At 63.8% G+C, this 13,449-nt stretch carries 11 protein-coding genes; all 11 read left to right on the forward strand.

Annotated elements, in window-relative coordinates:
- Positions 1–151: 151 nt before the first annotated feature.
- The gene (locus QRN22_RS05620; protein WP_042553632.1) at positions 152–1,462 is read left to right on the forward strand and encodes an ABC transporter substrate-binding protein; all 1,311 of its coding nucleotides are present in this window, start codon (positions 152–154) and stop codon (positions 1,460–1,462) included.
- Between the two features lie 141 nt (positions 1,463–1,603).
- Positions 1,604–2,530, forward strand: coding sequence for a carbohydrate ABC transporter permease (locus QRN22_RS05625; RefSeq protein WP_042553631.1), 927 nt, complete (start codon positions 1,604–1,606; stop codon positions 2,528–2,530).
- A 9-nt stretch (positions 2,531–2,539) separates the two neighbouring features.
- A complete protein-coding gene (locus QRN22_RS05630; RefSeq protein WP_042553630.1) occupies positions 2,540–3,373 on the forward strand; it encodes a carbohydrate ABC transporter permease in 834 nt (277 codons plus the stop codon).
- Between the two features lie 10 nt (positions 3,374–3,383).
- On the forward strand, positions 3,384–3,557 hold the full coding sequence (locus QRN22_RS05635) for a hypothetical protein (protein WP_156152695.1): 174 nt from the start codon (positions 3,384–3,386) through the stop codon (positions 3,555–3,557).
- 29 nt (positions 3,558–3,586) lie between these two features.
- On the forward strand, positions 3,587–4,693 hold the full coding sequence (locus QRN22_RS05640; protein ID WP_042553629.1) for an ABC transporter ATP-binding protein: 1,107 nt from the start codon (positions 3,587–3,589) through the stop codon (positions 4,691–4,693).
- Positions 4,694–4,710: 17 nt separating this feature from the next.
- Positions 4,711–6,186, forward strand: coding sequence for a mannitol dehydrogenase family protein (locus QRN22_RS05645; protein ID WP_042553628.1), 1,476 nt, complete (start codon positions 4,711–4,713; stop codon positions 6,184–6,186).
- A gap of 3 nt (positions 6,187–6,189) precedes the next feature.
- Positions 6,190–7,674, forward strand: a complete 1,485-nt coding sequence (gene xylB / locus QRN22_RS05650) for a xylulokinase (protein WP_042553627.1) — start codon at positions 6,190–6,192, stop codon at positions 7,672–7,674.
- Positions 7,675–7,743: 69 nt separating this feature from the next.
- Positions 7,744–8,709 (forward strand): carbohydrate kinase family protein, encoded by a 966-nt coding sequence (locus QRN22_RS05655; protein ID WP_042553626.1) that lies wholly within the window; start codon positions 7,744–7,746, stop codon positions 8,707–8,709.
- Between the two features lie 93 nt (positions 8,710–8,802).
- Positions 8,803–10,467, forward strand: a complete 1,665-nt coding sequence (gene pgi / locus QRN22_RS05660) for a glucose-6-phosphate isomerase (RefSeq protein WP_042553625.1) — start codon at positions 8,803–8,805, stop codon at positions 10,465–10,467.
- A 391-nt stretch (positions 10,468–10,858) separates the two neighbouring features.
- The gene (locus tag QRN22_RS05665) at positions 10,859–11,590 is read left to right on the forward strand and encodes a carbonic anhydrase (RefSeq protein ID WP_042553624.1); all 732 of its coding nucleotides are present in this window, start codon (positions 10,859–10,861) and stop codon (positions 11,588–11,590) included.
- Positions 11,591–11,789: 199 nt separating this feature from the next.
- Complete coding sequence (locus QRN22_RS05670) at positions 11,790–13,319, forward strand: SulP family inorganic anion transporter (protein WP_042553623.1); 1,530 nt, start codon at positions 11,790–11,792, stop codon at positions 13,317–13,319.
- Positions 13,320–13,449 lie beyond the last annotated feature (130 nt).

Below are 13,449 nucleotides of genomic sequence, written 5' to 3' on the forward strand. Positions count from 1 at the left end.
TTGTCAGTCACCTGGCGAGTGCAAAAAAGTATCGGTTGCAGTGCAGTCGAGGCGTTGTCTGCGCTCGGTCGTAGGGGTGTAATCCGGGTCGGCCCACAAAAACAATAACGTCTCCTGCGACCTCTCCGGTCAGGGAGAGGAGTTCAAGACCATGAACCACACGATCAAAGTACTGGTAGCCGCTTCATGCCTGTCGCTCACCGTTGGCGCGCAGGCCGCCGAGACCCTGACCATCGCCACGGTCAACAACAGCGACATGATCCGCATGCAGCGCCTGGCGAAAACCTTCGAAGAACAAAACCCTGACATCAAGCTCAAGTGGGTGGTACTCGAAGAGAACGTGCTGCGTCAGCGCCTGACCACCGACATCGCCACTCAGGGCGGCCAGTTCGACGTGCTGACCATCGGCATGTACGAAGCGGCGCTGTGGGGCGAGAAGGGCTGGCTGGAGCCGATGACCGATCTGCCCGCCGACTATGCCCTCGATGACGTCTTCCCCTCCGTGCGTGAAGGCCTCTCGGCCAAGGGCCAGCTCTATGCCCTGCCGTTCTACGCCGAAGCGTCGATCACCTACTACCGCACCGATCTTTTCGAGCAGGCCGGGCTGAAGATGCCCGAGCAGCCGACCTGGGATCAGATGGCCGAATTCGCCAGCAAGCTGCACCAGCCCGACAAGGGCCAGTACGGTATCTGCCTGCGTGGCAAGGCCGGCTGGGGCGAGAACATGGCGCTGATCACCACCGTGGCCAATGCCTACGGCGCGCGCTGGTTCGATGAGCAGTGGAAGCCTGAATTCACCGGCAGCGAGTGGAAGAACGCGCTGAACTTCTACGTCGACACCATGAACAAGTACGGCCCGCCGGGCGCGTCGAGCAATGGTTTCAACGAGAACCTGGCGTTGTTCAACAGCGGCAAGTGCGCGATGTGGGTCGATGCCAGCGTGGCCGGCTCGTTCGTCACCGACAAATCGCAGAGCAAGGTCGCCGACTCGGTAGGCTTCACCTTCGCGCCGACCCAGGTCACCGACAAGGGCGCCTCCTGGCTGTACTCCTGGGCGCTGGCGATCCCTACCAGTTCCAAGTCCAAGGACGCTGCCAAGACCTTCAGCGCCTGGGCCACGTCCAAGGCCTACGGAGCGCTGGTCGCCGAGAAGGATGGCGTCGCCAACGTGCCGCCAGGCACCCGCGCTTCGACCTACAGCGACGCCTACATGAAGGCGGCGCCGTTCGCCAAGGTCACCCTCGACTCGTTGAAGAAGGCCGACCCGGCCAACCCCAGCGCCAAGCCTGTCCCGTACGTGGGCATTCAACTGGTGACCATTCCCGAGTTCCAGGCCATCGGCACCAGTGTCGGCAAGCTGTTCGCCGCCGCGCTCACCGGGCAGATGAAGCCTGATCAGGCTCTCCAGGCAGCACAGCAGAGCACCGAGCGGGAAATGAAGCGCGCCGGGTATCCGAAGTAGCGGAACCGCGATCGTTCCCACGCTCTGCGTGGGAACGTATGTCGGGACGCTCCGCGTCCGCCCCGGTGTTACGCGGCGCGGAGCGCCACAGGCGGCGTTCCCAAAGCGTCATCCGCTGTAGAACCGTCTTTCGGAGACACGATGAATACCATCGACAATCCTGCGGAGCTGGCCCGCGAGCCGGCGCCGCGTAAATCGCGACGCCTGGCGCCCGGCTGGTTTCTGGTCAGCCCTTCGGTCGTCCTGCTGCTGATCTGGATGATCGTGCCTCTGGGCATGACCATCTATTTCTCGCTGATCCGCTACAACCTGCTGTACCCCGGCGAGAACGATTTCGTCGGGCTGGAGAACTTCGAGTACTTCGTCACCGACGCCGCGTTTCTGTCTGGCGCGGGCAACACCCTGTTGCTGGTGGGCAGCGTGCTGCTGATCAGCGTGGTGTTCGGCGTGCTGATTTCCGCACTGCTGGAGGCCAGTGAGTTCTTTGGCCGGGGCATCGTGCGGGTGCTGCTGATCTCGCCGTTCTTCATCATGCCGACGGTCAGCGCGCTGCTGTGGAAGAACCTGATCTTCCATCCGGTTTCGGGGATTCTGGCAGCCGTCTGGCAGTTCTTCGGCGCTCAGCCGGTGGACTGGCTGGCGCACCACCCCTTGTTCTCGATCATCCTCATCGTGTCCTGGCAGTGGCTGCCATTCGCCATCCTCATCCTGATGACCGCCATGCAGTCTCTGGATCAGGAGCAGAAGGAAGCCGCGCGCCTCGACGGTGCCGGACCGCTGGCCATCTTCTGGCACCTGACCCTGCCGCATCTGGCGCGACCGATTGCCGTGGTGGTGATGATCGAAACCATCTTCCTGCTCTCGGTATTCGCCGAAATCTACACCACCACCGGCGGCGGCCCGGGCTATGAGTCCACCAACCTCGCTTACCTGATCTACACCCAGGCGCTGCTGCAGTTCGACGTGGGCATGGCCTCCGCTGGCGGGCTGATCGCCGTGGTCATCGCCAACATCGCCGCCATCGTGCTGATTCGCATGATCGGCAAGAACCTGACCGACCGGCAGTAGGAGCGAAGCATGCTGACCCTCAAGCAATCCCGTCGGCTGCAGAGCCTGATCATCGGCACCCTGGCCTGGGCCATCGCCGCGTTGATCTTCTTTCCGATCTTCTGGATGGTGCTGACCAGCCTGAAGACCGAGCTCGACGCCTTCGCCACGCCGCCGCAGTTCATCTTCACGCCGACGCTGGAAAACTACCTGCACATCAACGAGCGCAGCAATTACTTCAGTTTCGCCTGGAACTCGGTGCTGATCTCCTTCTCGGCGACCCTGCTGTGCATGCTGATCGCGGTGCCGGCGGCATACTCGATGGCGTTCTTCGAGACCAAGCGCACCAAAGGCACGCTGCTATGGATGCTGTCGACCAAGATGCTGCCGCCGGTCGGTGTGCTGGTGCCGATCTATCTGCTGGCCAAGCAATTCGGCCTGCTCGATTCGCGTATCGCGCTGATCGTCATCTACACCCTGATCAACCTGCCGATCGTGGTGTGGATGGTGTACACCTACTTCAAGGATATCCCCGGAGAGATCCTCGAAGCGGCGCGCCTGGATGGGGCCACCACCTGGCAGGAAATCGTTCGCGTGCTGCTGCCCATCGCCCGTGGCGGCCTGGCCTCGACCATGCTGCTGTCGTTGATCCTGTGCTGGAACGAGGCTTTCTGGTCGCTCAACCTGACCAGTTCCGCGGCGGCGCCACTGACCGCGCTGGTGGCGTCCTACTCCAGTCCCGAAGGCCTGTTCTGGGCCAAGCTTTCCGCCGTTTCGACGCTTGCCTGCGCGCCCATCCTGATCTTCGGCTGGATCAGCCAGAAGCAGCTGGTGCGTGGCCTGTCGTTCGGGGCCGTGAAATGAGGACGCCGATATGTGTTTGATCCTCGTCGCCCGCCGTAGGAGCGAGCTTGCTCGCGATCTGCCGGCAACCGGCAGTGGCTCTGCTGCCACGGTCGAGGGCGTTTTCGCTGCCGGTTCCCTGCAGATCGCCGGCAAGCCGGGCTCCTACGCCCGTTGGGCAGAAGCACAACTGCAGCGTCTGTAAACAATCGAAGAATAAGACTGGAGCCCGCTATGGCTGATTTGAAAATCCGCAACCTGAAGAAAGGCTTCGACGGCACGGCGATCATCAAGGGCATCGACCTGGATATCGAGAACCGCGAGTTCGTGGTCTTCGTCGGCCCGTCCGGCTGCGGCAAGTCCACGCTGCTGCGGCTAATCGCCGGGCTGGAGGAAGTGTCCAGCGGGACGATCACCCTCGACGGCACCGATATCACCGACACCGCGCCAGCCAGGCGGGATCTGGCGATGGTCTTCCAGACCTACGCCCTGTACCCGCACATGACCGTGCGCAAGAACCTGTCCTTCGCCCTCGATCTCGCTCGGGTAGGCAAGCAGGAAGTGCAGGATAAGGTCGCCAATGCGGCGCGCATCCTCGAGCTGGACGCCCTGCTTGAACGCAAGCCCAAGCAGCTCTCCGGAGGTCAGCGCCAGCGCGTGGCCATCGGCCGCGCCATCGTGCGCAATCCGAAGATCTTCCTGTTCGACGAACCACTGTCCAACCTCGATGCCGCCTTGCGCGTGCAGACCCGCCTGGAGCTGGCGCGGCTGCACAAGGAGCTGAAGGCGACGATGATCTACGTGACTCACGATCAGGTCGAGGCCATGACCCTGGCCGACAAGGTGGTGGTGCTCAACGGCGGCCGCGTGGAACAGGTCGGTTCACCGCTGGAGCTCTACAACCACCCGGTCAACCTGTTCGTCGCCGGCTTTCTCGGCACGCCGAAGATGGGCTTCCTGCGCGGCCAGGTCGAGCGTGTGGATGCCGGGCTGTGCCAGATCCGCCTGGAAGGCGCTGCCACGCTGGATCTGCCGCTGGCAGGCACCGGCCTGGCGAGCGGCAGCCAGGTCACCCTGGGCATCCGCCCCGAGCACCTCAACGTGGTGCCTGCCGGCCAGGGCCGACTGCAGGCGACGGCGGACGTCAGCGAGCGTCTGGGCAGCGACACCTTCTGCCATGTTCGGGTGGGCGATGAAGTGCTCACCGTGCGTGTGCGCGGGGATTTCTCCCCGGCCTATGGCGAGCCGCTGGCGCTGGATTTCGATCCGGCCCACTGCCACCTCTTCAACGCCGATGGCCTGGCCATCGACAAACGCATCCAGGCTGGCCAGGCCGCCTGAAGCGCAGGAATGACCCCATGAAACTGACCCGCAAGAATCTCGCATCACTGGCCGCCGAGGTCGATGTACCGGCCTACGATCCGGCGGACGTACGCCAGGGCATCGCCCATATCGGCGTCGGCGGTTTCCACCGTGCTCACCAGGCGATCTACACCGAAGCGCTGCTCAACCGTGGCGAAGCCCTGAACTGGGGCATCTGTGGCGTTGGCCTGCGCCGCGAGGACCGCGCCATGCAACAGGCGCTGGCCGAGCAGGATCACCTCTACACGATGTTCGTGCTGGGCGATGAGCCCGGTCTGGAAGTCCGTGTGGTCGGTGCCATCAATGGCATGCTGCTGGCCGAGGACTCACCCGCCGCGCTGATCGACAAGCTGGCCGATCCGGCGATCCGTATCGTTTCGCTGACCATCACCGAAGGTGGCTACTGCATCGACGACAGCAGCGGCGAGTTCATGGCCCATCTGCCGGACATTCAGCATGATCTGGCGCACCCGGATGCACCGCGCAGCGTCTTTGGCTTTCTCTGCGCCGCCCTGGCCAGGCGCCGTGCTGCCGGCACGCCGGCGTTCACGTTGATGTCCTGCGATAACCTGCCCCACAACGGCGCGGTGACCCGCAAGGCGCTGCTGGCGTTCGCTCACCTGGCCGATCACGAGCTGGCGACCTGGATCGACAGCCATGTCAGCTTCCCCAATGCCATGGTCGACCGCATCACACCGATGACCAGCGACGCGCACCGCCAGCAACTGGCCGAGCGTCATGGCGTCGAGGACGCCTGGCCGGTGGTCTGCGAGCCGTTCCTGCAGTGGGTGCTCGAAGACAAGTTCGTCAGCGGCCGGCCGGCCTGGGAAAAGGTCGGTGTGCAGTTCACCGATGACGTCACGCCCTACGAGGAGATGAAGATAAAATTGCTCAACGGCAGCCACCTGGCGTTGACCTACCTGGGCTTTCTCAAGGGCTATCGCTTCGTTCACGAGGCCATGAACGATCCACTGTTCCAGCGCTATGTGCGCACCTTCATGGACCTCGACGTGACCCCGCAACTGGCAGCGGTGCCGGGTATCGATCTGGAGGCTTACAAGGACACCCTGATCGAGCGCTTTTCCAACCAGGCCATCGCCGATCAGCTCGAACGCGTCTGCTCGGACGGTTCGTCGAAGTTTCCCAAGTTCATCGTGCCGACCATCAACCGGCTGATCGAGGACGGTCGGCCGCTGGAACGCGCGGCGCTGGTGGTCGCCGCGTGGGCGCTGTACCTCAAGGGTGTCGACGAGAAAGGCAGCCGCTATCGCATTCCTGATCCACGTGCCGAGTTCTGCCAGAAACTGGTACAGGATGACGACCGGGTGAGCGAGCATGTGTTGGGCGTCGAAGTGATCTTCGGCAATGGCATCCCGCAGTCGGCGGCTTTCGTCACGGCCTTCGAACTCTGCTACGACAGCCTGCGCAAGCTCGGTGTGACGCGCACCCTGCAGACCCTGCTGGGTGATTGAGCCATGTACCTCGGCATCGATTGCGGCACCCAGGGTACCAAAGCGCTGGTGCTGGATATCCACAGTGGGCGGGTGCTTGGCGAAGGCAGCGCAGGGCACCAGCTGATCAGCGGTGCCAACGGGCGTCGCGAGCAGGAACCGGCCGACTGGCTGCAGGCCTTCGAATTGGCCACCGCGCGAGCGCTGCAGCAGGCCGGCGTGTCGGGTCGCGAGGTTCTCGGCATTGGCGTGTCCGGTCAGCAGCATGGCCTGGTGCTGCTCGATGCCAAGGGCGAGGTGCTGCGTCCGGCCAAGCTGTGGTGCGACACCGAGTCGGCCGCCGAGAACGCCCAGCTGCTGGATTTGCTCGGTGGCGAAAGCGGTTCGCTGGAGCGCCTGGGTGTGGCCATCGCTCCGGGCTACACGGTGTCCAAACTGCTCTGGACCCGTGATCATCACCCTGAGGTGTTCGCCCGCATCGCCCACATCCTGTTGCCCCACGACTACCTGAATTACTGGCTGACCGGGCGTTTCTGCGCTGAATACGGGGATGCCTCGGGTAGCGGTTATTTCAACGTGCGCACCCGCGCCTGGGACAGCCAACTACTCGAGTCGATCGACCCGAGCGGCGCCCTGTCGCGTGCCTTGCCGGAGCTGATCGAGTCGCATCGCTGCGTCGGTCCGATTCGTCCGCAGATCGCCGAGCTGCTGGGTCTGAACCCCCGTGCTCTGGTGGCCAGCGGCGGTGGCGACAATATGATGGGCGCCATCGGTACGGGCAATATCGCCCCCGGCGCCATCACCATGAGTCTCGGCACATCCGGCACGGTATACGCCTACGCCGATCAGCCACGGGTCAGCCCACACCCGCAGGTGGCGACCTTCTGTTCGTCATCCGCTGGCTGGCTGCCGTTGATCTGCACCATGAACCTGACCAACGCCAGCGGTGCGATTCGTGAATTGCTGGGGCTGGATGTCGAGGCCTTCGGTGCGCTGGTCGGCCAGGCGCCCATCGGTGCGCAGGGCGTGCTGATGCTGCCATTCCTCAATGGCGAGCGGGTGCCGGCGTTGCCGCAGGCCACCGCCAGCCTGCATGGCCTGACGACCGACAACCTGACTCGCGCCAATCTCTGTCGGGCGGTGGTGGAGGGCACCACCTTCGGCTTGCGCTACGGGCTCGACCTGTTGCGTGACAGCGGTATTCGCAGCGATGCGATCCGCCTGATCGGTGGCGGTGCGAAGAGCGCCCCATGGCGGCAGATCGTCGCCGACATCATGGGTGCGCCGGTGGCCTGCCCGCAGCACACCGAAGCGGCAGCGCTCGGTGCGGCGATCCAGGCCGCCTGGTGCGTGAGTCACGAGCAGGGCGAGGCGCTGAGCCTGGACAGCCTGTGCGAGCGCTGCGTGACCCTGGATGAAACCCGCGGTGCCCAACCCGACGCGTTGCGCAGCCGGGCCTACGAGGGTGTCTACCAACGCTACCGTGAGCTGGTGCGACAACTGCAATGACCCACACCGACGGCATTTTGCCGTCGGCTCTTCCCTGCGCGAGCGCGCCTTCTGAGATGCGGAGATTCCATGTACCTGGTATGCGGCGAAGCCCTGTTCGATTTCTTCTGCAACCCTGGCGAGCGCAGCAGCGAGCTGAATTTCCAGGCCCTGGCCGGCGGTTCGCCGTTCAACGTGGCGGTCGGCCTGCGTCGGCTTGGCGTGGAGTCGGGCCTGTTCGGCGGTATTTCCAGTGACTACCTCGGCCAGCGCCTGCGCCAGGTGCTGGAGGAGGAGGGGGTGAGCGATCGTTACCTGATCGCCAGCGAGGCGCCAACCACCATGGCCATGGTCGCGCTGGATGCCAAGGGCTCGCCGCAGTACATGTTTCGCGGCGAGGGTTGTGCGGATCGTCAACTGCTACCCGAGCATTTGCCCGCTCTGGACGATGAGGTCAAAGGCCTGCACGTGGGCTCCTATTCGCTGGTGGTGCCACCGATTGGCGACACTCTGCTGGCGCTGGTCGAGCGCGAGAGCGACCGCCGCCTGATCACCCTGGATCCCAACGTACGTCTCAATCCTGCACCGAATATCGAGCGCTGGCGCCAGCGAATTGAATCTTTTGCCGCCCATGCGCATCTGATCAAGGTCAGCGAGGAAGACCTGGAGCTGCTCTATCCCGGTATCGAGCCGCTGACGAGCATCGAGCGCTGGTTGGCCCGGCGTTGTCAGGTGGTGTTTCTGACCCGTGGCAGCGAAGGGGCGAGCGTGTTCAGCCGGCAGCATGGGCACTGGTCAGTGCCGGCGCGCCAGGTGGTCACGCGTGACACGGTGGGAGCGGGGGATACCTTCCAGGCGGCGATCATCGCCTACCTGGTGCAGCATGGGCTGGACAGCCCCACTGCCCTCGCTGCGTTGTCTCGTGAGAGGCTCGATGCGATGCTCGATTTTGCGGTGCAGGCCGCGGCGCTGACCTGTTCGCGGGTTGGTCCGCAGTTGCCGTATCGCCATGAACTGGAGCGTTATCAGGCCGTTGAGGGAAGTGAGGCGCAGTAGGCAATTTTCAACGCAGTATTGCCAACGCCACGCCCAGCGGCATGCAATCGAATTCGCGAGGTCAGCCTGGCTGGCCCGAACCAAGGAGTCTTCATGCCGTACCTTTCATCATCGCTGGATGTCACGCAATTGCCGAGCTGGCAGGCCCTGGTCGCCCACCGCGAGCGTCTCGCCGGTTTCAGCATGCGCCAGGCCTTCGCCGCGGATGCGCAGCGCTTCGAGACCTTCAGCCTGAGCGGCTGCGGGCTGTTTCTGGATTACTCGAAGAACCTGATCAATACCGAGACCCGCGAGCTGCTGGTCAATCTGGCCCGGGAAGTGGGGCTGGAGCGGGGTATTCGGGCGCTGTTCGACGGCGAGCTGCTGAACAACACCGAGAAGCGCCCGGCGCTGCACACTGCGCTGCGTCGTCCGTTGGGTGACAAGGTGCAGGTCGATGGCGTCGACATCATTCCCGAGGTGCAGCGCGTGCTGCAGCAGATGACCGAGCTGGTCGGGCGCATCCACGATGGCCTGTGGCGCGGTTACACCGAGAAGCCCATCACCGATGTGGTGAACATCGGCATCGGTGGCTCCTTCCTCGGCCCGCAACTGGTTTCCGAAGCGCTGCTGCCCTTCGCCCAGCGCGGTGTGCGCTGCCACTACCTGGCCAATATCGACGGTAGCGAATTCCACGAGCTGTCGGCCAAGCTGCGCGCCGAGACCACGCTGTTCATCGTCTCGTCGAAGTCCTTCGGCACTTTGGAAACTCTCAAGAATGCCCAGGCCGCTCGTGGCTGGTACCTGGCTCAGGGTGGCTCCGAAGCCGAGCTCTATCGTCACTTCATCGCCGTGTCGAGCAACCGCGAGGCGGCGGTGGGCTTCGGCATCCGTGAAGAGAACATCTTCCCGATGTGGGACTGGGTCGGTGGGCGCTACTCGCTGTGGTCGGCCATCGGTCTGCCGATCGCCCTGTCCATTGGCATGTCCAACTTCAAGGAGCTGTTGTCCGGTGCCTACCGCATGGACGAGCACTTCCAGACCGCACCGTTCGAAGAGAACATGCCGGTGCTGCTGGCACTGCTCGGTGTCTGGTACGGCAACTTCTGGAACGCCCAGAGCCATGCCATCCTGCCGTACGACCACTACCTGCGAAACATCACCAAGCACCTGCAGCAACTGGACATGGAGTCCAACGGCAAGAGCGTGCGTGGCGATGGTCAGCCGGTCAACACCGCCACCGGTCCGGTGATCTGGGGGGGCGTGGGCTGCAACGGCCAGCACGCCTATCACCAGTTGCTGCACCAGGGCACCCAGCTGATTCCGGCGGATTTCATCGTGCCGGTGAGCAGTTACAACCCGGTCGCCGACCACCAGCAGTGGCTGTACGCCAACTGCCTGTCGCAGAGCCAGGCACTGATGCTCGGCAAGTCCCGCGACGAGGCCGAGGATGAGCTGCGTGCCAAGGGCGTGAGCGAGGAAGAGGTGCAGCGCCTGGCGCCGCACAAGGTGATTCCCGGCAACCGTCCGAGCAACACCCTGGTCATGGAACGCGTCAGCCCGCGGCGCTTGGGTGCGCTGATCGCCATGTACGAGCACAAGGTGTTCGTGCAAAGCGTCATCTGGGGCAACAACGCGTTCGACCAGTGGGGCGTGGAGCTTGGCAAGGACCTTGGCAAGGGCGTTTATTCGCGCATGGTCGGTAGCGAGAGCGCGCGGGCGGAAGATGGCTCCACTCAGGGCCTGATCGACTTCTTCCGCGGTCGTCACCGCGGCTGATCGATCCGCAGTGCCATTATCTGGATGAGCGCAAAAGCCGCCCGGCATCTCTCCGCAGGCGTACGGTTTCGCGTGGCCGGGCATGGCCAGAATCACGCCCGGTCATGCGGCCTTTCTGATCAAAGGCCGCTCGCTGTCACACTCTGGACATCTGTACGTTCTTACATGGGACAGGTATCGAGCCCATGCTAGAGCGGTTGCTTGCGGAGCCAGGCGAGCCTGGCTCAGTGGCATGCAGTTACATATCGCTGGCCAATTTGGGTCGCTTTTCTTGCGATTAAGGTTGGTTTAAGCCTTCATGGGTAAATTCGTATGCGATGTGACCAATTGGTCACGAAGCACACTGCCACTAGATGGCAAGTCAATATCACGACTGAAACCAGGAGGCACCATGAGCGAGCGCATTCGTTCCATCCGATCCGCTACACCCTCGGCAGCCGGCAAGCAGACCGCGGAAGATGCCCTGCAGACCCTGCTTGATGGCTTTCAGCGTTTTCGCACCGAAGTCTTCCCCGAGCAGCGCGAGCTGTTCAGCAAACTGGCCCGCCAGCAGAGCCCGCAGGCCATGTTCATCACCTGCGCGGACTCGCGCATCGTTCCCGAACTGATTACCCAGAGCGACCCTGGCTCGCTGTTCGTGACCCGCAACGTCGGCAACGTGGTGCCCCCTTACGGACAGATGAACGGTGGCGTATCCACGGCCATCGAGTACGCGGTGATGGGCCTGGGCGTGCAGCACATCATCATCTGCGGACATTCCGACTGCGGCGCCATGAAAGCGGTGCTGGCGCCTGACACCATCGAGCGCATGCCGACGGTCAAGGCCTGGTTGCGTCATGCCGAAGTCGCCAAGACCGTGGTCGCCGACAACTGCGGCTGCGCCGATCACTCCACGCTCGGTGTGCTCACCGAAGAGAACGTGGTGGCCCAGCTCGACCACCTGCGCACGCATCCGTCGGTTGCTGCGCGCCTGGCCAGCGGTCAGCTGTTCATCCATGGCTGGGTCTATGACATCGAGAACTGCACCATCAAGGCCTATGACGCCGAGCGTGGCGAGTTCCTGCCGCTCGATGGCGAAACCGCTCCCAACGCCAGCCCTCGAGCGCGTTACCTGGCTTCCTAGCCGACCCCGACAGGACGTCACCCGGTGGCCATGAATCGACCCGTGGGTTAACCCCGCCAACAATCGACAGCCGTGTTCGGGTCTGCTCCGTCATTTCATGACGGAGCAGACCCTTGGGTTTTGACTGCCTACCTGCCAGACGGCGAGCGTTGCTTGTCGTCGTGACCTTTCGTGCGCCGTACCCGCAGGAGACCGCACCATGACCCTCGCTTCTTTCAAATCCGCTCTACCCCGTGATGCCCTGGCATCCATCGTGGTATTTCTCGTCGCCCTGCCGCTGTGCATGGGTATCGCCATCGCGTCCGGCATGCCGCCGGCCAAAGGCCTGATCACCGGCATCATCGGTGGTCTGGTGGTCGGTTGGCTGGCCGGCTCGCCGCTGCAGGTCAGCGGCCCGGCTGCCGGCCTCGCCGTACTGGTGTTCGAACTGGTGCGCACCCATGGCCTGGCCATGCTCGGGCCGATTCTGCTCCTGGCTGGACTGCTGCAACTGATCGCCGGGCGCCTGCGTCTCGGCTGCTGGTTTCGCGTCACGGCACCGGCAGTGGTGTACGGCATGCTTGCCGGTATCGGCATCCTTATCGTGCTTTCGCAGTTGCACGTGATGTTCGATGTGAAGCCCCAGGCGTCCGGCCTGGATAACCTGCTGGCGTTTCCCGACACGGTGCGCCAAGCGATTCCCGGCCTTGGCGGCGGCAGTGCCATGGCGGCGGCCCTGCTGGGTTTCGGCACCATCGCCTGCATGTTCCTGTGGGACAAGTTGCGCCCCAACAGCCTGCGCTTTCTGCCGGGCGCGTTGCTGGGGGTGGCGTCGATGACGCTGATCAGCCTGTGGATGAACCTGGGCGTGGCGCGGGTCGAAGTACCGGCCACGCTGAGCGATGCCATCGACTGGGTAAAGCCCGCCGATCTGCTCAACCTGGCCGATCCGCACATCCTGCTGGCCGCCGTCGTGGTGGCTTTCATCGCCAGTGCGGAAACCTTGCTGTCTGCGGCGGCGGTGGATCGCATGCACAGTGGCGCGCGTTCCAATATGGATCGTGAGTTGTCCGCTCAGGGCATCGGCAACATGCTCTGCGGTGCGCTCGGTGCCTTGCCGATGACCGGGGTGATCGTGCGCAGCTCGGCCAACGTGCAGGCCGGCGCGCGCACCCGCATGTCGGCCATCCTCCACGGTGCCTGGTTGCTGGCGTTCGTCATGCTGCTGCCCGGTGTGCTGCAGAGCATCCCCATCGCTTCGCTCGGCGGTGTCCTGGTGTACACCGGTTTCAAACTGGTCGACATCAAGGCCATTCGCAGCCTCGGGCGCTATGGCCGGGCGCCGGTATTCATCTACGCGGCCACTGCCATCGGCATCGTCTCGGTCGACCTGCTCACCGGTGTACTGATCGGCTTCGCCCTGACACTGGTCAAACTGGCCAGCAAGGCTTCGCGTCTGAAGGTCAACCTCAATCAGGTCGGCCCCGACCAGGCGGAACTACGCCTTATCGGCTCGGCGACTTTCCTCAAGGTGCCGCACCTGGCCAGCGTGCTGGAGGGTATCGCGCCGACCACTCGCCTGTATGTGCCGCTGGACAAGCTCAGCTACGTCGATCATGCCTGCATGGAGTTGCTCGACGACTGGGGCCGCGCGGCAGAACAGCAGGGCGGTGCGCTGCTGATCGAACGCCACGGCCTCAACCGGCGCCTGGAAGGTCGCACACTGAGCATGCGTCGCGCGGTGGCCTGACAGCCCTCAGCCCTACAGGGCTTCAGCTGCCATGTGCAGCGTGGAGCCCGTCCGTTTCATCCGCGCCTGCTGCAATGGCAGGCGCGACTTTCTTCACCGTGACAGCTGGCCGCATGCGCCAATGCGACCT

The organism is Pseudomonas sp. MEJ086 (assembly GCF_030209025.1).
GTDB lineage: Bacteria > Pseudomonadota > Gammaproteobacteria > Pseudomonadales > Pseudomonadaceae > Aquipseudomonas > Aquipseudomonas fulva_A.

Bases quoted from the DNA above. Each gene is read 5' to 3' on its own strand.
- QRN22_RS05620 (WP_042553632.1), top strand. From the start codon at position 152: ATGAACCACACGATCAAAGTACTGGTAGCCGCTTCATGCCTGTCGCTC.
- QRN22_RS05625 (WP_042553631.1), top strand. From the start codon at position 1,604: ATGAATACCATCGACAATCCTGCGGAGCTGGCCCGCGAGCCGGCGCCG.
- QRN22_RS05630 (WP_042553630.1), top strand. From the start codon at position 2,540: ATGCTGACCCTCAAGCAATCCCGTCGGCTGCAGAGCCTGATCATCGGC.
- QRN22_RS05635 (WP_156152695.1), top strand. From the start codon at position 3,384: ATGTGTTTGATCCTCGTCGCCCGCCGTAGGAGCGAGCTTGCTCGCGAT.
- QRN22_RS05640 (WP_042553629.1), top strand. From the start codon at position 3,587: ATGGCTGATTTGAAAATCCGCAACCTGAAGAAAGGCTTCGACGGCACG.
- QRN22_RS05645 (WP_042553628.1), top strand. From the start codon at position 4,711: ATGAAACTGACCCGCAAGAATCTCGCATCACTGGCCGCCGAGGTCGAT.
- xylB (WP_042553627.1), top strand. From the start codon at position 6,190: ATGTACCTCGGCATCGATTGCGGCACCCAGGGTACCAAAGCGCTGGTG.
- QRN22_RS05655 (WP_042553626.1), top strand. From the start codon at position 7,744: ATGTACCTGGTATGCGGCGAAGCCCTGTTCGATTTCTTCTGCAACCCT.
- pgi (WP_042553625.1), top strand. From the start codon at position 8,803: ATGCCGTACCTTTCATCATCGCTGGATGTCACGCAATTGCCGAGCTGG.
- QRN22_RS05665 (WP_042553624.1), top strand. From the start codon at position 10,859: ATGAGCGAGCGCATTCGTTCCATCCGATCCGCTACACCCTCGGCAGCC.
- QRN22_RS05670 (WP_042553623.1), top strand. From the start codon at position 11,790: ATGACCCTCGCTTCTTTCAAATCCGCTCTACCCCGTGATGCCCTGGCA.